Below are 20,384 nucleotides of genomic sequence, written 5' to 3'. Positions count from 1 at the left end.
TATGTGGTGTGGGGGTTTGTCAGGAGTAAAAGCCCGTTGCGCAGACGCAAGTTCTGCGGCGGGTGCTCATGGGTGGAATATCAACAAATAGCGGCTGCTTGTGTTTCTTTCTTGTCTAGTACGGATGCTTTGGTGTCCTGGAACGGCGGGGTTGGGGTGCGGGTGGTTTAGTGTTTGGCACACTGTTGGGTCCTGAGGCAACAGGGCCGGGGGTTGTTCGTGGCTTTGGCTGTGGTTCCCCTGGGTTTGTTTGTTTCTGGTTTCCTGGCTGCACCGATCATGCGCGGAGGCCCTTTCGGGGGTTGTTGTGTGGGGTGTGTGGTTTGGGGTTGTTGTTTGAGAACTACATAGTGGACGCGAGCATCTTTTATAAGAAGCAATTTCCAAGAATATGAACCTGGATCTGGCTGCGCTTGGTGATGACTGGCCCCTTTTTGGGGGTTGGTGGTTGTTGGGTGTGGTTGGTTTTCGTGGTTCTCTCGTGAATTAGTTTTTTGATCTTTGTGGTCAAGTTTTTAAGAGCACACGGTGGATGCCTTGGCATTAGGAGCCGAAGAAGGACGTAGGAATCTGCGATAAGCCTGGGGGAGTCGATAACCGGACTGTGATCCCAGGGTGTCCGAATGGGGAAACCCCGCCAGGCGCGCGAGTGATCTGGTGACCCGCATCTGAACACATAGGGTGCGTGGAGGGAACGCGGGGAAGTGAAACATCTCAGTACCCGCAGGAAGAGAAAACAATAGTGATTCCGTTAGTAGTGGCGAGCGAACGCGGATCAGGCTAAACCGTTCCATGTGTGATAGCCGGCGGGCGTTGCATGGTCGGGGTTGTGGGACTTTCCGTTCTGTCTCTGCCGGGACAGTGGGGTGTGATGTGCAGGCATAGGTGAACGGTCTTGAAAGGCCGGCCAGAGAGGGTGTGAGCCCCGTAACCGTAATGTTGTGTACCGCCTGGAGAGTATCCCAAGTAGCACGGGGCCCGAGAAATCCCGTGTGAATCTGTCAGGACCACCTGATAAGCCTAAATACTCCCTAATGACCGATAGCGGACCAGTACCGTGAGGGAAAGGTGAAAAGTACCCCGGGAGGGGAGTGAAACAGTACCTGAAACCGTGTGCTTACAATCCGTCGGAGCAGCCTTGTAGTTGTGACGGCGTGCCTTTTGAAGAATGAGCCTGCGAGTTAGTGTTACGTCGCGAGGTTAACCCGTGTGGGGAAGCCGTAGCGAAAGCGAGTCTGAATAGGGCGTTGCAGTGGCGTGATCTAGACCCGAAGCGAAGTGATCTACCCATGGCCAGGTTGAAGCGACGGTAAGACGTCGTGGAGGACCGAACCCACTTCAGTTGAAAATGGAGGGGATGAGCTGTGGGTAGGGGTGAAAGGCCAATCAAACTTCGTGATAGCTGGTTCTCCCCGAAATGCATTTAGGTGCAGCGTTGCGTGTTTCTTGCTGGAGGTAGAGCTACTGGATGGCTAATGGGCCCTACAAGGTTACTGACGTCAGCCAAACTCCGAATGCCGGTAAGTGAGAGCGCAGCAGTGAGACTGTGGGGGATAAGCTTCATAGTCGAGAGGGAAACAGCCCAGACCACCAACTAAGGCCCCTAAGCGTGTGCTAAGTGGGAAAGGATGTGGAGTTGCCCAGACAACCAGGAGGTTGGCTTAGAAGCAGCCATCCTTAAAAGAGTGCGTAATAGCTCACTGGTCAAGTGATTCCGCGCCGACAATGTAGCGGGGCTCAAGTACACCGCCGAAGTTGTGGCATTCAGATTTTTGCTAAGCCCTTGTGGTTCAGGCGTCTGGATGGGTAGGGGAGCGTCGTGTGGGCGGTGAAGTCGCGGTGTAAACCAGCGGTGGAGCCTACACGAGTGAGAATGCAGGCATGAGTAGCGAAAGACGGGTGAGAAACCCGTCCGCCGAATGATCAAGGGTTCCAGGGTCAAGCTAATCTGCCCTGGGTAAGTCGGGACCTAAGGCGAGGCCGACAGGCGTAGTCGATGGACAACGGGTTGATATTCCCGTACCGGCGAAAAACCGCCCATGCTGAACAGGGGATACTAACTGCCCGAGACCTGCCCGATCACCCTTGTGGTGTGAGGGTTTTGGTGGAGCGCAGGACCTGATCCTGGGAGGCAAGCGTATTAACAGGTGTGACGCAGGAAGGTAGCCGAGCCGGGCGATGGTTGTCCCGGTCTAAGGATGTAGGGCGAACGGTAGGCAAATCCGCTGTTCATGATGCCTGAGATCTGATGGGACCCCCGTTTGGGGGGATTTGGTGATCCTATGCTGCCGAGAAAAGCATCGACGCGAGGTTTTAGCCGCCCGTACCCCAAACCGACACAGGTGATCAGGTAGAGAATACTAAGGCGATCGAGAGAATTATGGTTAAGGAACTCGGCAAAATGCCCCCGTAACTTCGGGAGAAGGGGGGCCCCAACCTTGATGGACACAAGCTGTCCGGAGGGGATCGGGGCCGCAGAGACCAGGGGGAAGCGACTGTTTACTAAAAACACAGGTCCGTGCGAAGTCGCAAGACGATGTATACGGACTGACTCCTGCCCGGTGCTGGAAGGTTAAGAGGACCGGTTAGCCTCACGGCGAAGCTGAGAATTTAAGCCCCAGTAAACGGCGGTGGTAACTATAACCATCCTAAGGTAGCGAAATTCCTTGTCGGGTAAGTTCCGACCTGCACGAATGGAGTAACGACTTCCCCGCTGTCTCAACCATAAACTCGGCGAAATTGCAGTACGAGTAAAGATGCTCGTTACGCGCAGCAGGACGGAAAGACCCCGAGACCTTTACTATAGTTTGGTATTGGTGTTCGGAGTGGCTTGTGTAGGATAGGTGGGAGACGTTGAAGCCCGGACGCCAGTTCGGGTGGAGTCATCGTTGAAATACCACTCTGGTCACTTTGGACATCTAACTTCGGCCCGTAATCCGGGTCAGGGACAGTGCCTGATGGGTAGTTTAACTGGGGCGGTTGCCTCCTAAAAAGTAACGGAGGCGCCCAAAGGTTCCCTCAGCCTGGTTGGCAATCAGGTGTCGAGTGTAAGTGCACAAGGGAGCTTGACTGTGAGAGAGACATCTCGAGCAGGGACGAAAGTCGGGACTAGTGATCCGGCGGTACATTGTGGAATGGCCGTCGCTCAACGGATAAAAGGTACCTCGGGGATAACAGGCTGATCTTGCCCAAGAGTCCATATCGACGGCATGGTTTGGCACCTCGATGTCGGCTCGTCGCATCCTGGGGCTGGAGTAGGTCCCAAGGGTTGGGCTGTTCGCCCATTAAAGCGGTACGCGAGCTGGGTTTAGAACGTCGTGAGACAGTTCGGTCCCTATCCGCTGCGCGCGCAGGAAATTTGAGAAGGGCTGTCCTTAGTACGAGAGGACCGGGACGGACGAACCTCTGGTGTGTCAGTTGTACTGCCAAGTGCACCGCTGATTAGCTACGTTCGGATGGGATAACCGCTGAAAGCATCTAAGCGGGAAGCTCGCTTCAAGATGAGATTTCCATACACCTTGTGTGTGAGAGGCCCCCAGCCAGACCACTGGGTTGATAGGCCGGATGTGGAAGCGAGGACTAACGACTCGTGAAGCTGACCGGTACTAATAGGCCGATAACTTACACCACACACCATTCATCGTGAACGGACTCTTCGAAAGACGTTCACACCAGGTGATGGTAAAAAGAAACAAGACTGCTTGCGTCCACTATGTGGTTCCCAAACAACAAACCAAACCAATGGTTTCGTTGCCACAGGAACAAAAACACACAATTGAATAACAACACCACTGCTGCATCACTGCAGAACATGTTGTAACCACAGATTTCCCACACCACCCCGCAAAGGGGTGTGTGACGGGTAGAAGGGTTACGGCGGTCATAGCGTGGGGGAAACGCCCGGTCCCATTCCGAACCCGGAAGCTAAGACCCACAGCGCCGATGGTACTGCACCCGGGAGGGTGTGGGAGAGTAGGTCACCGCCGGACATAAATTAAAGAGTAGGGCCCTGACAAACGACGTCAGGGCCCTACTCTGCTTTAACGGCTCTTCACGGTTCGTGGTGAATGTTCTGCCGCGATGGACGTCATGCCGCTGTTCTGGCGGCACTGCGCAACAGGATACGCGTTTTGTAGTTCCGGGCGTTCGTGAATCCCCGGCCTGTCCTTTTTATGTGCTTGATCGCAGTGTTGTTAGCTTCCACTTTCGCCGTTGTCGCGCCGGTGACAATGAGGACCTCAATCTCTTTCCACCACCGGCAGACAGTTCGCCAGAGCCGGTTCGTTTCCGGCTGAGCAGCACGTTCGACGAGAGCCTGCAGTCGGTCTTTCGCAGCGGCCGCGTCGGCGAGGGATCCGGTGGCGAGCAGAGTCCGGAGCTGCTCCTTGACCAGCCAGGCGGCCTGCAGCTTCCCCGTGGCATCGTCGGTGGCGAACACGGTACTGAGCCTGTCCCGGGCCCGGTCCGAGAGCGTCTCCCCGGCCCGCAGGAGCAGCCGCCGGTTGGCCCAGACCGGGTCGATGGAGCGCCCCCGCCGGCCATGGACCTGCTGCGTGAGGCGTTGCCGGACTTCGGTGAGCATGTCGTTACCGAGCTTGACCAGGTGAAACGCGTCGACCGAAACAGCGGTCCGCGGCAGCCACATCCGCAGGGCCTTGCGGAACGCCGCGGACGGGTCGATCGCGACAACCTGCACGCCCAGACGCCACTCGAGCGGACGGGCGAAGAGCCATTCTCCGACGCCCTCACTGTCGCGGCCGTCCACGATGCCCAGGACCTGCCCGGTGTCCAGATCAACAATGGTGGTCATCCAGGGTTCGTAGCGTTTCCAGGCCTTGGTGTGGGGGTCGCGGAAGAACGGCACCGACCGGTAGCGGTGTTCGTCGATGCCGAGCATCCGGGGTGCCAGGGCATCAACATTGGGCAGCGTCAGCGCCGCGGAATCCAGAGCCCGCTGCACCAGCCACCATGAGACACCGAACGAAGCGGCGGCCTCGGCGGCGGCCCGTCCGGAACCGATGACAGCGCCCACGAGGGCGTCGCGGAGCCGGCGGGTGGACCGTGCCCGGCGCGGAACCTGGGCGGTCTCCTCCGCGAACGTCTGCCGCGTGCACAGATACTCATCGCAGAAGAATCTCCGCTTGGACCAGACCACTTCGACCGGCCCGGCGACAGGGATATCACGCAGGCGTTGTGACCGGCGGGAATGCACGCGGCTGCTGACCACGCCGCACGATGGGCAGCCGGCCTCGGCAGTGGCCACCACGTGGATCCGTCGCTGCCCGAAGGCGAGAACCTGAGTGTCGGTGACGCGGTAGTCGGGCAGGTTGAAAATGGCGGTGGCAGCATCGGGGCGCGGGGAAGTAGGCTCGATCAAGGCTCGTATAGCTCCTGACTCTTGATGAATGCGTAGAGAACATCCATCACAGCAGGGCTACGAGCCCTTCAGCTTTCAAGACACGGAACCTGTTTCACCATCAACCACGGAGAGCCGCTTTAACCCCCAAAACCGCCAACACGCCCCATCACCTCCCGCACCGGTCCGGGGAACGCCCCATCACCTCCCGCACCGGTCCGGGGAACGCCCCATCACCTCCCGCACCGGTCCGGGGAACGCCCCATCACCTCCCGCACCGGTCCGGGGAACGCCCCATCACCTCCCGCACCGGTCCGGGGAACGCCCCATCACCTCCCGCACCGATCCAGGGGACGCTCCATCACGTCCCGTCCCACATCCCGGAACGCCCCATCAGCTTCCGAGCCCACCGGGCGAACGCACTATCACCAGGGGAGCAGCGCCGCCGTCGAACTCCTGGAAGTGATGGGGCGTTGGGTCGAAGCCTGCAGGACGTGATGGCGCGTCGCTTCAAAAGCTGCAGGACGTGATGGAGCGTTGTGGGAAGGGGCTGCACGGGTAGAGTTGGGCACCATGAACAGCCTCTTCAGCCACGGTGCCGAGCCCTTCGGAAGCGACGATCAAGCGCCCGCCGGGCTCCTCGAACCGGTGGTTAACACAGTGGTCGTGCCCGGGTCCGTTGCCCACGCCTTCACCGGGTTTACCGACCATACGCACCTCTGGTGGCCCCTGGAGTCATTTGGCATCTACGGCGCCGGTTCGTATGTTGAGTTTGAGGAAAACCTCATCCTGGAGACGGCGGACGACGGCCGGACCAGCACCTGGGGAACACTCGACGACTGGCAGCCGCCATTGTCGTTCCACGCGACCTGGCACCCGGGCTCCACGGCGCTCTGGTCAACCGAGCTGCTGGTGGCCTTCCGCGCGGTAGGGGAGGGCACGGAGGTGCGTGTCTTCCACGACGGCTGGGAGGGGGCCGAGAACCCCGGCGCGGAGCGTCAACGGTACGTGGAGGCGTGGCCCGATATTCTCGCCAGGTATGCCCGCTTTATGGGCGCGCCGGATGCGGGCGGGAGTGAGGGCCGCTAACGGCCGCGCGGGGCCCGGGGGACGGCTGTACTTGTCCTGATCACAAACTCCGTGGGGAACTCCTGGTCGGCTTCCTGCGGGATGGATCCATCGGCGGCATCCTTCGTGCCGGCCTCGAGCAGCTGCAGCGCAGTGGCAGCCGCCAGAACGCCCTGCCTGCGGGGAGCCTGGTCTACCGTGGTCAAGCCGAACGTCTCGCCTAGCTCGTGCCCGTCCATTCCCACCACCGAGAGATCCTGCGGTACCTGCAGCCCGAAGTCCCGGGCCGCGAGGATGGTGCCAACTGCCATTTCGTCCGAGGCCGCGAAGACAGCGGTTGGCCGTTCTGCGGCGCTGCCCAAAAGGCGGCGAGCCGCAGAGTACGCGCCCTGGACGGTGAAATCCGCAGTGATCTGCCATTCCGGCCGGATCTCCAAACCGGCCGCCGTCATGGCCTTCTGATAACCGCCCTGGCGGATGCCGGGCAGCTTGAAGTCCTGGTTCAGGGCCGCATCACCGGTGACATGGGCTATCTGCGTATGTCCAAGCCGGATCAGGTGGTCAGTGGCCATCCGGGCGAGCCGTTCGTCGTCGATCCTGATGGTGGAAGCCCCCGGCAGGGTGCCGCCGATACCCACGATGGGACGGTGGACAGCCAACAGCTGCTGGATTTCGGCGTCACTCAGCACCAGGGCCACTGCGATGACCGCGTCCAGGCGCTTCCGGAGGAGGAAATCGTTCAGCACGCTGCGGCGGCGCTCGGGCTGGTCGCCTACGTTGTACAGCGTCAGGTCGTAGCCGGCATCCAGCAGCGTCTCAGACGCACCCTCCAGAACGGAGGAGAAGTACCAGCGGTGGATGGACGGTACCACCAGGCCGATGTTGTGGTTCCGGCCGGAAGCAAGGCTGGAGGCATGGTAGGACGGGACGAACCCCAGTTCCCCCGCCGCCTCCAGCGCCAGCTTCTTGCTCTTCGCAGAGACATTGGACTTTCCGCTCAGCGCCCGCGAGACAGTGGCGATGGATAGCCCGGCCCTCTCTGCGACGTCCTTGATGCCCGCCATGCTCACCCTGCGGAAGAGATGCGGATCCAAGCCGTTTCGCCCGACCCCAGCAGGCCTTCCGAATCCGAGGAGGTACTGCGGACGAGGACCTGCCCGGAAGGCATCTCCAGCGGCTCGTGGTTGAGGTTCATAAGCACCAGCGTAGCGCCGTTGACATACGCCAAGGACGAACATGTGCACCAGTCCTCCGCCCACGCCAGGGACCCCCGCCCCAGGTCCAGCTCGCGGCGCACCGCGAGCATGGTCCGGTAAAGAGCAAGGTGCGACGACGGCGAAGTGGCCTGCACGTCCCGCGCCAATTCCCCAAATGAGGCAGGAATGGGCAGCCAGGGGTCGTCACCGTGGCCGAAGCCGAGGTGGGTTTCGGCGGCGCGCCACGGGAGGGGAACCCGGCAGCCGTCCCTGCCCAGACGTTGCCCGCCGGTACGCGCGAACGTAGGATCCTGGCGGAGGTGCCCGGGAATATCAATGCCGTCGGGCAGGCCAAGCTCCTCGCCCTGGTAGAGATACGCCGCACCGGGCAGCCCCAGCATAAACAGCGATGCGGCTGCGGCCCGCTGTCTTCCCAGATCGGTGTCGGGTTGTGGATCTGCCGGGCCGATGCCGTCGCCATCCCGTGGCCCCTGCCCGTTGTAGCCGAAGCGGCTGGCATGCCGGACGACGTCGTGATTGGACAGCACCCAGGTGCTGGGAGCACCCACGCCGTCCAGGATGGTCAAGGAGTCCGTGATGACCGAGCGAAGCCGGTACACGTCCAGTCCCGCGTGCAGGTACGGAAAGTTGAATGCCTGGTGCATTTCGTCCGGCCTGACCCAGTGGGCGAGGCGGGGCAGGTCGACGCTGGCTTCCGCGCAGAGGATCCGGTCAGGGCCGTATTCGTCGAGGATCCCGCGCCAGTTACGGTAGATGTCGTGGATGGCCGGCTGGCCGAACATCGGGGCCTCATGGCCGGGGAAGCCGTCTGAACTTCCGCCGTCGGCCCGCCCGCCCCAGGCGGGGAGTCCGGGCGCCTTCACCAGCGCGTGCGCTACGTCCACGCGGAAGCCGGAGACACCCCGGTCCAGCCAGAACCGGAGGATCCGCTCGAATTCGCTGTGGACGGCCGGGTTGTCCCAATTGAAGTCGGGCTGGGAGGAGTCGAAGAGGTGCAGGTACCACTGGTCCGGCCGGCCGTCCGGGTTGGTCACCCGGGTCCAGGCGGGCCCGCCGAAGTGGGACTGCCAGTTGTTGGGCGGCTCGTTGCCCTCGGGGCCGGTGCCGTCCCGGATAATGAACATGTCCCGTTCAGGGCTGCCGGCAGGTGCGGCGAGGGCCGCCTGGAACAGGGCGTGCTGGTCGGAGCAGTGGTTGGGAACGAGGTCCACGATGACCCGCAGGCCCAGCCGGTGGGATTCGGCCATCATTACGTCGAAGTCCCCGAGCGTGCCGAAGATCGGGTCCACGTCGCAGTAGTCACTGACGTCGTATCCGGCATCCCGCTGGGGGGAACGGTAGAAGGGGGACAGCCACACGGCGTCCACCCCGAGGTCCGCCAGATGGGGCAACTCTTCCGTGATGCCCGCAAGGTCTCCCACGCCGTCGCCATTCAGGTCACGGAACGAGCGGGGGTACACCTGGTAGATCACGGCAGATCGCCACCAGCCCGGCAGGTTGTCGGCAGGGTGGATCAGGGTCAGCAGACCCGCGGCGGGTGTCAGGGTTTCAACAGACATGAGCCCAAGCTTAGGTCGCGTTACCGCCTTTATGGAAACGCTTCCACGATTGCTTCGAGCCGCCTTCGCGTCCATATCACTGTTTCTGCTGGTCAGGACTGGAAGCGCTTGCATGAGTGTTACAGGCTCCGGCCAATAGACTGATGGAAAACGTGCGACGGCGGATGGAGGCCTTGTGGGAAGCGTGGCAATCGAGGAGCTGGAGACCATCCTGTCGGCTGGCCAGGTGGACCGGGAAGAGATCACCCTTCGCCGGTATGCGGTGGACCAGGCACCCGTCCTTGATTATCAGCTCCCCTTGGCGGTGGTGTTTCCCGAGTCCGTGCCAGACGTGCAGGCAGTGGTACGGATCTGTGCGGCCCGCAAGGTGACGATTGTGCCCCGTGGAGCGGGAACGGGAGTGTCGGGCGGCGCCCATGCCACAAAAGACTGCATCATCCTGTCCCTCGAGCGGATGGACCGGGTCCTGTCGCTGAGCCCGGACGATGAAACAGCAGTGGTGGAGCCGGGCGTCATCAACGCCGTGCTCAATGAGGCTGCCGCGGAACATGGGCTGATGTACGCGCCGGACCCCGCCAGCTTTCGCAGCTCAACCATCGGCGGAAACGTAGCGACGAATGCCGGCGGTCTGCGCTGCGCCAAGTACGGCGTCACCCGGGACTCCGTCCTGGCGCTGGACGTCGTCCTCGCGGACGGCTCGCTCCTGCACACCGGCCATCAGACCTTCAAGGGCGTTGCGGGGTACGACCTCACCGGGCTCTTTGTGGGGTCGGAAGGGACGTTGGGCATCGTGGTGGGCGTGACCGTGCGCCTGAAGTACCTACCCCGGGACGTGCACACTGTCGCCGCCTTCTACCCGGACTTCCGCCAAGCCGCAACCGGGGTCCTGGCCGTGGGCAGGGCACGGGTCCAGCCGGCCATTATGGAACTGCTCGACGGCGGCACGCTGGCCCAGCTGGACAGCATCCACGGCTCGGACCTGACCGCCCGCGGAAGCTCCCTGCTGCTGATCCAGACGGACGGCTTCGGCGCCGCGGCCGAGGCCCGGATGGTCCGGGAAGTCCTGGCAGCCGGCGGGGCAACTGTTACCACTGAAGCCAGTGCGGAAGCGGAACGGCTCGTGGAACTGAGGCGCCACAGCCGGGGCGTGGAAGTGGACGACGAGTTCCGGGTGGGGGAGGACGTTGCCGTTCCCCGCTCGCGCCTGGTTGACTACGTGGCCGCCCTGGAGGTCATGGCCGTGAAACACGACGTGCACCTCAAAGTGGTGGCACACGCCGGCGACGGGAACCTGCACCCGACTTTCTGGATCGACCGCAAGGACAACGCGGTGGACGGCGAGGCGCTGGGGAGGCTCCATCGGGTACTGGACGAATCCATTACGGCAGCCCTGGGCATGGGTGGCACCATCACCGGCGAACACGGCGTGGGCCAGTACAAACTGCGGTGGCTGGGCCAGGAACAGCCCGAACCGCTCCGGGAACTCCAGCGCCGGATCAAGGACCTGTTCGATCCGGCAGGGATCCTGAACCCCGGAAAGGCGATCTAGCGTCTAGTCGTCAGAGTCCGGGTATTCGTCGACGTCCTCGTCGTCGCCGTACCGCGACTCCTCAGTCTCCACTTCGAGGATCTTCAGCAGCCCGGTGGGCGGGTCCAGCATGATGGCCGCTTCATCCCGGCGGTGCCGCAGGATGGAGTCGATGTAGGACTGGACGGCCTCCGCCAAGGGAATGTGCCGCTCCTGCTTTTCGGACATGTACCAGCGGTGCTCCAGGACCTCGTGCACCGCTTCGGCCGGCTCCAGCTTTCCGGAGAGGTCGCGCGGAATGGACCGGACGATCGGCTCGAAAATCTGGCTGACCCACAGGTGGGCGCTGTATTCCTCGTCCATGTCCGGGTTGTTGTCCGCCCGGAAGGAATCCATGTCATTGAGCAGCCGCCGCGCCTGGTTCTCCTGGGCGTCCAGGCCGGTCAGCCGCAGCAGGCGCCGCATGTGGTGCCCGGCGTCCACCACCTTGGGCTGGAGCTGGATGGTGGTCCCGTTCTGGGTAGTCTTGATGGCGTACTCCTCGACGTCGAAGCCGAGTTCGTTGAGCCGCCGGATGCGCGCTCCCACCCGCCAGCGTTCGCCGAGTTCGAAGGATTCCTTCTCCGTCAGTTCCGCCCACAGGCGGCGGTAGCTGTCCATAATGAGCTCGCTGGTGGCTACGGGGTCCACCTTTTCCTCGATCAGCCCGCCGTCCAGCAGGTCCATCAGCTCTCCGGCGATGTTCACGCGGGCAATTTCCAGATCGTACTCGCGCTGGCCCATGGAAAGGTCCGGATACAGCTCACCGGTTTCGGCGTCCACGAGGTAGGCGGCAAAGGCGCCGGCGTCGCGGCGGAACAACGTGTTGGACAAGGAGACGTCGCCCCAGTAGAAGCCGATCAAGTGCAGCCGCACCAGCAGCAGCGCCTGCGCGTCGATGAGCCTGGTGAGGGTGTCCTTCCGGAGCATCTGGGAGAAGAGGGCGCGGTAGGGCATGGAGAACTTCAGGTGCCGGGTGACCAGCACTGGGTTCAGCGGCCTTCCATCCAACGTGGTGCGGCCTGTGATGACGGCAACCGGCTCCACGCACGGAACGTCCAGCCGGGCCAGCTTGCGGAGCATGTGGTACTCATGCCGGGCGACGTGCTCGGAGGTTTCCTTGATGGCGATGACGGACCCGCCGAGGTGGGCAAAGCGGACGATGTGCCGGGAGATGCCGCGGGGGAGGGCGGCCAGGTTTTCTGCCGGCCAGTCCTCCAGCGCGATGTGCCAGGGCAGGTCAAGCAGTTCAGGGTCAGCCGCTGCTGCCGTGATGTTCAGTGAGCTGGAGACCGAGGCGATCTTGCCGTCATCGGCACTCGCCGCAACGAACCGGGGCAGTTTGCCCACCTGCGCATAGTCGGTGGGTTCGTCGTGCCACTGGGCGCTGTATTCCTCGGTCATATGTCAATTCTTCCGTACATGGGCGCGGCCAGCTAATTCTTCTGCAGGCACGGTTAAAAGGCCGACGGCGGCCGTCCAATAAGGAGGCCGCCGTCGGTAATTCAGCGCCGGTGGTTAGGGTGCCGGGGACTAGTCGCCCAGGCGCAGGCCGGTCTTGGTGTCGAACAGGTGCACGTGGCCCGACTGCGGACGGACGTAGATGGACTCGCCCTTCATCGGAGGGCGGCGGCCGTCGACGCGTGCCACGATGTCGTGGTCCTTGCCGTCAAGCGTGGTGTGGCCGTACACGTAAGCGTCGGCACCCAGCTCTTCGACGACGTCGACCTCTACCTTCAGGCCCTCGCCGTGGGGAGCGGTCTCGAGGTCTTCGGGACGGCTTCCGAGGGTAACGGTGGAGCCGTGTGCTTCTTCGAGGACGTCGCGCGGTACAGGGTAAACCGTGCCGCCGAACTGGACGCCGCCGTCGACGACGGGCAGTTCCAGCAGGTTCATGGCAGGGGAGCCGATGAAGCCGGCAACGAAGACGTTCTTGGGCTTGTCGTAGAGGTTGCGCGGGGTGTCAACCTGCATCAGGAGGCCGTCCTTCAGCACAGCGACGCGGTCACCCATGGTCATGGCCTCGACCTGGTCGTGGGTCACGTAGACCGTGGTGACGCCGAGGCGGCGGGTCAGGGATGCGATCTGCGTACGGGTCTGTACGCGGAGCTTGGCGTCCAGGTTGGACAGCGGCTCATCCATGAGGAAGACCTGCGGGTTACGGACGATGGCGCGGCCCATGGCAACACGCTGGCGCTGACCGCCGGAGAGTGCCTTCGGCTTACGGTCCAGGTAGGGCTCAAGGTCAAGGAGCTTTGCGGCTTCACGGACGCGCTCGGCGCGCTCTTCCTTGGAAACGCCTGCGATCTTCAGGGCGAAGCCCATGTTGTCGGCCACAGTCATGTGCGGGTACAACGCGTAGTTCTGGAAAACCATCGCGATGTCGCGGTCCTTCGGCGGAACGTCGGTGACATCGCGGTCGCCAATGAGGATACGGCCTGCGTTGACGTCCTCGAGGCCTGCGAGCATGCGCAGGGAGGTGGACTTACCGCAACCGGAGGGTCCAACGAGGACCAGGAATTCGCCATCGGCGATGTCGATGTTGAGCTTATCGACGGCGGGCTTTTCTGTGCCCGGGTACAGACGCGTAGCGTTATCAAAAGTAACTGTAGCCACAGTTATCAATCCCTTCACCGGCAGGTACGTGCCGGACGATCCGTTGTGAATGGTTCATGTTTGTTCAGTTTTGTGCTGCAGATGCTCCCCGGCCAAGGCCAGAGAGCATCATGTGACGCCGCACGGTACTTGTGCGCCACATCACAAAGAAGAGTATGTCAGATACTGTTCGAATTGGTGCAAATGTTACGAACGTCACAAGTGAGCTTCGTAACTGTCACCCCTGCGGGTCTTCCTCTGCGACGGCGAGGCTCCGTTCCTGGAGCAGGACTTCGAGCATCTCCGCCACATGGACAGGAGCTTCCACCCGGTACTGCGCCTGGGTGAAATCAAGGCCCACTTTGATGCCCACGTCGCCGGGCTCCAGCCGGGCAAGCGCATCCTCATCAGTGGTGTCGTCGCCGGCGAACAGGACGGCGCTGGCACCGCTGATCTGCCGCAGGAACGTGACGCCCTCGCCCTTGGACGCGTTCACCACAGAGGTTTCCAGGACCCGCTTTCCGTCCTTGAGGAAAACGCCTTTGCGGTCCTGCAGCAGCGAGCGTGCTGCTGCCACCGCATCCTCGCCCACGTCGTCTGCGGCCTGGCGGGTGTGCAGCACCACGCCCGCCGGCTTGTCCTCCAGCATGGTGCCCGGCGCTTCCGCAACAATGTCGGCGAGGATGCTGCGCACTTCGGCGAGGAGTGCTTTCTGCTCATCTTCCAGCGTCAGCCCGGCCGACCCGGGGCCGAGCCACGCTTCTGCCCCGTGGCTGCCGATCAGGAGTGTGTCCACCGGTGGCGAAGCGACCTGGCGCAGGCTGGCGAGGGCGCGTCCGGAGATGAGTGCCGTCGTCGTGCGCGGCAGCACGGCGAGCCCGGCGAAAGCTGTGGCCGCCCGGGGAAGCGGCCGCGCGTCGTCGGCATGCCCCACGATGGGCGCCATGGTTCCGTCAAAGTCCATCGCCACCAGCAGGTGGTCTGTCCGGGCGATGCTCCGGATGGCTTGGCGGAGCTCCGGCGTCAGCGCCAGCTTGCCGTTTCCGGTCCGGTTCTCACGTGTCATCGCGGACCACTTTCTCCTTCAACGCCTGCAGGAAGTCCGCGGACCAGTGGTCCACGTCGTGCTCCAGGATCTGTTTCCGCATGGCCCGCATCCGCCGCGAGGCATCCCGGGGGGACATCTCGACGGCGCGCATGATGGCATTTTTCAGGCCGTCGATGTCGTGCGGGTTCATCAGCAGGGCCTGCTTGAGCTGGTCCGCTGCGCCGGCGAACTCGCTGAGCACCAGCGCGCCGTCGTTGTTGGTGCGCGCCGTGACGTATTCCTTGGCCACCAGGTTCATGCCGTCCCGCAGTGCGGTGACCAGCATGACGTCGGCCGCCAGGTACAGGGCCACCATTTCCTCCACCGGGTAGCTGTGGTGCAGGTAGCGGACGGCCGTGTTCTCCAGGGTGTCATAGGTGCCGTTGATGTGGCCCACCGTGCCCTCCACCTCTTCACGCAGGAGCCGGTACTGCTCAACGCGCTCACGGCTGGGGCTGGCCACCTGGATCAGGGTGGCGTCGCTGACGGACAGCTTGCCGTCGGCCAGGAGTTCCTCGAACGCCTTCAGCCGGTGCCGGATGCCCTTGGTGTAGTCCAGGCGGTCCACACCCAACAGGATGGTTTTCGGATTTCCGAGGTCCTGGCGGATCTGCCGTGCCCGCTCAATGATTTCCGGTTTGGCGGCCAGCTCGCTGATCTGCCGCACGTCTATGGAAATGGGGAACGCCTGGGCCCTGGCGATGTGGGTGATTTCCCCGTCCTGGCCCTTGACGTGCACCTGCTGCTGCTTGACGCTGGCGCCCAGGAAGCGGCGGGCCGAGCGCATGAAGTTGCCTGCGTCGCTGGGCCGCTGGAAGCCCACCAGGTCAGCGCCGAGGAGGCCATCGATGATGGCCTGGCGCCAGGGCAGCTGGGCGAAGATCTCGGGCGGGGGGAAGGGGATGTGGTTGAAGAAGCCGATCTTGAGGTCGGGCCGCGCTTCCCGGAGCATCCGCGGCACCAGCTGCAGCTGGTAGTCCTGGATCCATACCGTCGCGCCGTCGTCGGCATGGCGCACGACGGCGTCGGCGAACCTTTTGTTCACCATGCGGTAGGCGTCCCACCAGGTGCGGTGGAACTCCGGCGGGGCGATCACGTCATGGTAAAGCGGCCAAAGGGTGGCGTTGGAGAAGCCTTCGTAGTAAAGCTCGACGTCGTCCGCGCTGAGCTGGACGGGCACCAGGTCCATGCCGCCGTGGCTGAAGGGTTCCACGGTCTCGTCGGGGGCGCCGTGCCAGCCCACCCAGGCGCCGTCGGTCTTTGTCATCATGGGTGCCAGCGCCGTCACCAGTCCGCCGGGGGAGCGCCGCCACCCGGAGCCGTCGTCGCCGTTTTCGCCGGGAGCGACGCGGTCCACGGGCAGCCTGTTCGAGACCACCATGAAGTCATACTTGGTCTCTGCGCTTTCGCCCGCGCCGGCGGCGCCTGGTGCGGCTGCGGCGGCGGATTTTTCCTGGACAGGTGTTTGCATTGCGGCCCCCTGGGGTTGCTTGTGCCTCTTAGCCCACCCTAACGGGAGGGAATCTTCGGTGCTATTCGTCTTTTGGCCGGCCCGGAAGAATACTTGAACCAGCAAGCTCTCAGATTTCTCCCCTAAAATGAGGGGGTTGCCACGAAATGGTCCCCCTCGTCGATCGACCCAAGGAACACATGAGCCCCGCAAACGAAGTACGTAAGTCCAAGGCTGAGCGCACCGCGGACGCCCGCGAGAAAGCGCGGCTCATCCGCGAAGAGCAGCTGAAAAAGGACAAGCGCAACAAGCTGCTGATCGGGTGGGGGATTGTGGCTGCCGTGGTGGCCATCCTGGTGGTGGTGGCACTGGTTGTCACCACGTCGATGAAGCAGAACGGACCGGTTGCCGACCAAGGCCCGACGCCGGCCAACGGCAACGCCCACGGCGGCGTTACGCTGCTGGCGAACACGGAAGTTGCCAAGCTGGACCCTGCCACGGTTGACGCAGCCGCTGTTGGCGAACCCCCGCAGGCTGCGCCGGCCGAAGTGGTGGCTCCGGGCGCCGAGGCCGAAGCAGGCAAACCGGTGAAGGTTGTCCTCTACATCGACTTCATCTGCCCGGTCTGCAAGAATTTCGAGGCCCAGTACAACGAACAGCTCACGTCCCTGCGCAACGAAGGCAAGATTACGGTCGAATACCGCGCGCTCGGATTCCTCGACAGCCGCTCCACCACGAACTACTCGTCGCGGGCAGCCAACGCCGCCGCCTGTGTTGTGGACGAATCGCCGGAGAAGTACGCGGAGTTTGTGGACGCACTCTTCGCCAACCAGCCTGCAGAAGGCGGCGCAGGGCTCTCAGACGACAAGCTCAAGAGCATGGCCTCGGACATCGGCGTTGACATCAACAGCTGTGTGGACGAAAAGACCTACCGGCCCTTCGTAAAGTTCACCACCAAGGAGGCCTCAGCGATCGGAGTCACCGGCACGCCGAGCGTCTTTGTGGAAGGCAAGCAGTGGGGCAAGGGCGCCAGCGCCCAGACCCCGTTCCCCGAGTTCCTCCAGGCCGCGATCGACGCCAAGGCCTAAGGGTTCTGTACAGGGCCCGCCTCCGGATCAATTCCGGAGGCGGGCTCTTTCCTTTGGCCCCCCCTGTCTTGACCGCCAACGAGGCCGGCGTTTTTACCACCGGGAGGACTTGGGCTAACCTTATCTAGCGCCGTTCAGGCGCCCGCCCGCAAGGGCACGCCTCCTTAGCTCAGTTGGCCAGAGCACCGCTCTTGTAAAGCGGGGGTCGTCGGTTCGAATCCGACAGGGGGCTCTATTTTTTTGCCCGATCCCGGCCCTGCCCGGCCTGCTAACCGCCCGACGGCGCTATGTTGTGGTTCAGGCGCAGGAGATTCTGCGGATCGTAGCGGTCCTTAAGGGCCACGAGGCGCTGGTACTTTTCCTGTCCGTAGGCGCTGCGCGCGGCGTCCGGCGCCTGCACTCCCAGCTCCGCCCCCAGGAAGTTGACGTATTCGCCCTGCTCCGCGAACGGCTGCATCACCGCATGGGCTTTGCGGGCGAATGCTGTGAGCCGTTCGTCTTCGGCGGGATCACGCCAGAATCCGTAGACGTTGAGCCAGTACCGCGCGGACCTGTTCGGGAACGCCGTGGCGTCTTCCGGCACCCGCCCGAACACACCCTCCAGGTGATGGATATCGATGCCCGTTCCCTCCCATGCCAGCCCGGAAGCGAAGCCAACCACAACATCCACCACCTCCTCGTCCAGGCGGGAGAACGAAAGGTTCTTCCAGTAGCCGCGTGAACCCTTGGGGAACACGGCGTCCATAACGCTTTGCCAGTCCGGCCACGACGTCGGTCCCACCTCCTCGCCGTCCGGCGAGCAGCGGCGCGGAGCTGGTCCACGAGCCGCAGACCTGCCTGGTGGTCTTCGGCAACCCACGCAAATCCAATGCTCATCCAGGGCTCGCTGCCCATGCCGAACTCTGGTGGGAGTACCACGAACGAGATGATGGAGTTCATCTCGTCGGGCAGATCCCTGGTCCACGCATCGAAAGCAAGAAGGGCATGGCGCCAGTTGTCCGGGCGGTAGAAGAGATTCCCACCCAACGGCGCGGCCGGCAACGCGAGGGCGCGGAAGGCAAAGGAGGACACCACGCCGAAGTTTCCGCCGCCGCCGCGCACTCCCCAGAACAACTCCGGGTTCTCCTGGGCGCTGGCGCGGACATGCTCCCCGGCGGGAGTGACCACCTCCACAGCGTCCAGGTTGTCCAGGCTCAAGCCTCCGCTCCGGGTCAGCCAGCCCACCCCGCCGCCCAAGGTGAGTCCTGCCACTCCCGTTCCACTGATGACCCCTAGGGGTACTGCCAGGCCATGCGCGGCGGTGGCCCGGTCCACGTCCGCAAGGGTCGCTCCGGGTTCGACGGCAACAAGCCGGCTTTCGGCGTCGACGCTAACGCCCCGGAGCGATCCCAGGTCCAGGACCAGGCCGCCTTCCACAGTGCCGTGGCCGGCGATGTTGTGCCCGCCGCCGCGGACGGCCAGGGCGAGGCCTGTGCGCCGCGCGCTGCCCAGGACGACGTCGATGTCCGCTACGGCCCCTGCCCTTGCGATGGCACGTGGACGCAGGTCGATCATGCCGTTCCATACCGCACGGGCTTCCTCATACTGGGCATCTTGCGGCTCGATCAACGATCCCTGCAGCCGCCCGCGCAACTCGTGCAGGGACTGCTGGAGCTCAGGTTCCGCCTGGTGTTCATGAACAGTGGCCATCGCTGATACTTCCAGATCAAAGGGTGAAAAGAATCCACCGGGAATACCGATGCCTGAGTTTAGGAGTGGCCCTTGAACGGGTCAACAACTTCTTTTTGCAGGAGCCCACCCGGGTATTAACGCACCGGATTAATCTGGGTGAGACCAGGACGAAACGCACCCACAACAATGGCTGCGTAGCCTCGCAGGCATGACAACCCGATTTCCCGCCCGAGTCCGGACCTGGCTGGCGGATGCCTTCTACTACGAGACCTCCGGACAGGCGGCCGACGCTATGGCCGATGCCACCCGTTGGGGGTGGCTGCCGGCGCTCAGCGGAGTGGCGGCGGGGGCGGATCAGGCCCGCGGAAAGCACTCGGAAACCGCATCACAAGAGACTGGATTGTCCGGTTGAGCACACTATTGCGCGGGTAAGGGCCTTATGACCTAAACTGCTTCACTGAGGTGCCTGAAATGGCGCTGTGCAGCAACGAAAGTGAACACGCTATGGCTACCGATTACGATGCTCCACGCAAGCAAGAAGAAGAGTCTCCCGGTGACTCACTCGAAGCCCTCCAGGCCTCCCGCGGCGGCAACGCCCAGACCGCGGTTATCGACGTTGACGAAAACGACACGGCCGAGGGCATTGACCTGCCCGGCGCCGATCTTTCCAACGAGGAACTGACGGTCATCGTTGTTCCCGAGCAGTCAGACGAATTCACCTGCTCATCGTGCTTCCTGGTCCGACACCGCTCGCAAGTGGCCCGCGAGAAGAACGGCATGAAGTACTGCCGCGAGTGCGAAGGCTGAAACTTCAAGGGCAAAACAGCGCCGGCCACCCCCTCGGGTGACCGGCGCTGTTTCATCTTTCCGCCGCGCCGTTATCCGGCATAACGGCCGGGTCCAGAAACGGCACCGGAACGGTTAAGGACAGCCGCAAACAGCCCCTGGATTTACAGGCGCGTGATACGGATCCGGTGTTCCTTACGGTTGCGCGCCGAAGCGGCTACAACCCTCGTTTCGGGCACCTGACACTCCTACGCTTGAGCTATCCAACCGCACCACTTCCTCTGGATGGCACCCACAATGAAAAAGCTCCTCCTCTGGCTCACGGCGCTCCTCGCGGCCGTCGGGCTGGGAATCCTGGCACCGGGGCCCGCCTCGGCAGCCACATCGTATTGCGGTCTCACATGGGGATCCCTGGCCAAAACCGGGCCGGATCTGAGCACCGCCTCCGTCACCAACGTCCGCACGGGGCAGCATTACTGCTTCGATCGGATGGTGGTTGACCTCAACGGCCCCGTCAGGGGCTACACCGTCCGCTACGTCCCGGACATCGTCCAGGACGGCTCCGGCTTCACCATTCCGGTGCAGGGCAATGCTCGCCTGCAGGTCACCGTGAACGCACCCTCCTATGACCAGAAGGGCAACGTCACCTTCAACCCGGCCGCGAAGGCTGAGCTGTCCAACGTGGCGGGCTACCAGACCTTCCGGCAGGTGGTCTACGCCGGAAGCTTCGAGGGTTACACCAGTATCGGTATGGGCGTCCGCGCCCGGCTGCCGTTCCGGGTCCTGACACTGGACGGCCCGGGTTCGGGGTCCCGGCTGATAGTGGACGTGGCCCACTTCTGGTGACGATCACTGCACGGCGACAACCGTGCAGCGGTAACCGCAAAAAAGGGTGCCGCACCCCGCTGATCCGGGATGCGGCACCTTTTTGCGTGCTGGA

General features: G+C 63.1%; 15 protein-coding genes, 1 tRNA gene, 2 rRNA genes and 1 pseudogene. 10 read left to right on the top strand and 9 right to left on the bottom strand.

What is annotated here, in order from left to right; translation table 11 throughout:
- Window positions 1-505 precede the first annotated feature (505 nt).
- A 23S ribosomal RNA gene (locus QF047_RS16605) occupies window positions 506-3,630 on the top strand.
- 242 nt (window positions 3,631-3,872) lie between these two features.
- Window positions 3,873-3,989: ribosomal RNA gene (rrf, locus tag QF047_RS16600) — 5S ribosomal RNA — on the top strand.
- Window positions 3,990-4,087: 98 nt separating this feature from the next.
- Here the strand turns inward: rrf and QF047_RS16595 are convergent.
- Window positions 4,088-5,377, bottom strand: a complete 1,290-nt coding sequence (locus QF047_RS16595; RefSeq protein ID WP_307279327.1) for an ISL3 family transposase — start codon at window positions 5,375-5,377, stop codon at window positions 4,088-4,090.
- 552 nt (window positions 5,378-5,929) lie between these two features.
- On the opposite strand from QF047_RS16595, the gene QF047_RS16590 reads away from it, so the two are divergent.
- The gene (locus QF047_RS16590; protein WP_307279325.1) at window positions 5,930-6,445 is read left to right on the top strand and encodes a hypothetical protein; all 516 of its coding nucleotides are present in this window, start codon (window positions 5,930-5,932) and stop codon (window positions 6,443-6,445) included.
- Here QF047_RS16590 and QF047_RS16585 read toward each other — a convergent pair.
- Complete coding sequence (locus tag QF047_RS16585) at window positions 6,442-7,488, bottom strand: LacI family DNA-binding transcriptional regulator (RefSeq protein ID WP_307279322.1); 1,047 nt, start codon at window positions 7,486-7,488, stop codon at window positions 6,442-6,444. The genes QF047_RS16590 and QF047_RS16585 overlap by 4 nt on opposite strands.
- A 2-nt stretch (window positions 7,489-7,490) precedes the next feature.
- Window positions 7,491-9,200: a glycoside hydrolase family 13 protein gene (locus QF047_RS16580; RefSeq protein ID WP_307279319.1), complete on the bottom strand. Its 1,710-nt coding sequence runs from the start codon at window positions 9,198-9,200 to the stop codon at window positions 7,491-7,493.
- 175 nt (window positions 9,201-9,375) lie between these two features.
- Here QF047_RS16580 and QF047_RS16575 point away from each other — a divergent pair, with 175 nt between their 5' ends.
- The gene (locus QF047_RS16575; protein WP_306638139.1) at window positions 9,376-10,749 is read left to right on the top strand and encodes an FAD-binding oxidoreductase; all 1,374 of its coding nucleotides are present in this window, start codon (window positions 9,376-9,378) and stop codon (window positions 10,747-10,749) included.
- A gap of 3 nt (window positions 10,750-10,752) precedes the next feature.
- Here QF047_RS16575 and QF047_RS16570 read toward each other — a convergent pair whose 3' ends face one another.
- The 4 genes from QF047_RS16570 to QF047_RS16555 form a co-directional block, all read right to left on the bottom strand.
- Complete coding sequence (locus tag QF047_RS16570; protein ID WP_306638140.1) at window positions 10,753-12,171, bottom strand: DUF4032 domain-containing protein; 1,419 nt, start codon at window positions 12,169-12,171, stop codon at window positions 10,753-10,755.
- Between the two features lie 129 nt (window positions 12,172-12,300).
- Window positions 12,301-13,383 carry an ABC transporter ATP-binding protein gene (locus tag QF047_RS16565; protein WP_306638141.1) on the bottom strand — a complete coding sequence of 361 codons (1,083 nt, stop codon included), beginning with the start codon at window positions 13,381-13,383 and terminating at the stop codon, window positions 12,301-12,303.
- 217 nt (window positions 13,384-13,600) lie between these two features.
- Entirely contained in the window at window positions 13,601-14,428 is an 828-nt protein-coding gene (gene otsB, locus QF047_RS16560; RefSeq protein WP_307279313.1) for a trehalose-phosphatase, read from the bottom strand.
- A complete protein-coding gene (locus QF047_RS16555) occupies window positions 14,418-15,920 on the bottom strand; it encodes a trehalose-6-phosphate synthase (RefSeq protein WP_307279310.1) in 1,503 nt (500 codons plus the stop codon). The genes otsB and QF047_RS16555 overlap by 11 nt, the downstream gene beginning before the upstream one ends.
- 179 nt (window positions 15,921-16,099) lie before the next feature.
- On the opposite strand from QF047_RS16555, the gene QF047_RS16550 reads away from it, so the two are divergent.
- Together QF047_RS16550 and QF047_RS16545 are read left to right on the top strand one after the other, a co-directional pair.
- Complete coding sequence (locus QF047_RS16550) at window positions 16,100-16,987, top strand: thioredoxin domain-containing protein (RefSeq protein ID WP_307279307.1); 888 nt, start codon at window positions 16,100-16,102, stop codon at window positions 16,985-16,987.
- Window positions 16,988-17,145: 158 nt separating this feature from the next.
- Window positions 17,146-17,219: transfer RNA gene (locus QF047_RS16545), tRNA-Thr, on the top strand.
- A 36-nt stretch (window positions 17,220-17,255) separates the two neighbouring features.
- Here the strand turns inward: QF047_RS16545 and QF047_RS16540 are convergent.
- Entirely contained in the window at window positions 17,256-17,732 is a 477-nt protein-coding gene (locus QF047_RS16540) for a BBE domain-containing protein (RefSeq protein WP_307279305.1), read from the bottom strand.
- A gap of 239 nt (window positions 17,733-17,971) precedes the next feature.
- On the opposite strand from QF047_RS16540, the gene QF047_RS16535 reads away from it, so the two are divergent.
- Entirely contained in the window at window positions 17,972-18,262 is a 291-nt protein-coding gene (locus tag QF047_RS16535; protein WP_307282138.1) for a hypothetical protein, read from the top strand.
- On the opposite strand, the pseudogene QF047_RS16530 reads toward QF047_RS16535, so the two are convergent.
- Window positions 18,182-18,541, bottom strand: a pseudogene (locus QF047_RS16530) (FAD-binding oxidoreductase); the annotation flags it as partial. The gene QF047_RS16535 and the pseudogene QF047_RS16530 sit on opposite strands and share 81 nt — an antisense overlap.
- Before the next feature lie 325 nt (window positions 18,542-18,866).
- On the opposite strand from QF047_RS16530, the gene QF047_RS16525 reads away from it, so the two are divergent.
- The 3 genes from QF047_RS16525 (at window position 18,867) to QF047_RS16515 (ending at window position 20,290) form a co-directional block, all read left to right on the top strand.
- Entirely contained in the window at window positions 18,867-19,070 is a 204-nt protein-coding gene (locus tag QF047_RS16525) for a hypothetical protein (protein ID WP_307279304.1), read from the top strand.
- A 92-nt stretch (window positions 19,071-19,162) separates the two neighbouring features.
- Window positions 19,163-19,465, top strand: coding sequence for a DUF4193 domain-containing protein (locus tag QF047_RS16520; protein ID WP_142043716.1), 303 nt, complete (start codon window positions 19,163-19,165; stop codon window positions 19,463-19,465).
- A 276-nt stretch (window positions 19,466-19,741) separates the two neighbouring features.
- Window positions 19,742-20,290 carry a hypothetical protein gene (locus QF047_RS16515; RefSeq protein ID WP_307279302.1) on the top strand — a complete coding sequence of 183 codons (549 nt, stop codon included), beginning with the start codon at window positions 19,742-19,744 and terminating at the stop codon, window positions 20,288-20,290.
- Window positions 20,291-20,384: the final 94 nt, after the last annotated feature.

The sequence above is a fragment of the Arthrobacter sp. W4I7 genome (assembly GCF_030816215.1).
GTDB lineage: Bacteria > Actinomycetota > Actinomycetes > Actinomycetales > Micrococcaceae > Arthrobacter > Arthrobacter siccitolerans_A.
Note: the sequence above shows the minus strand (reverse complement) of the source record. Positions and strands in the feature narration are given on the sequence as shown.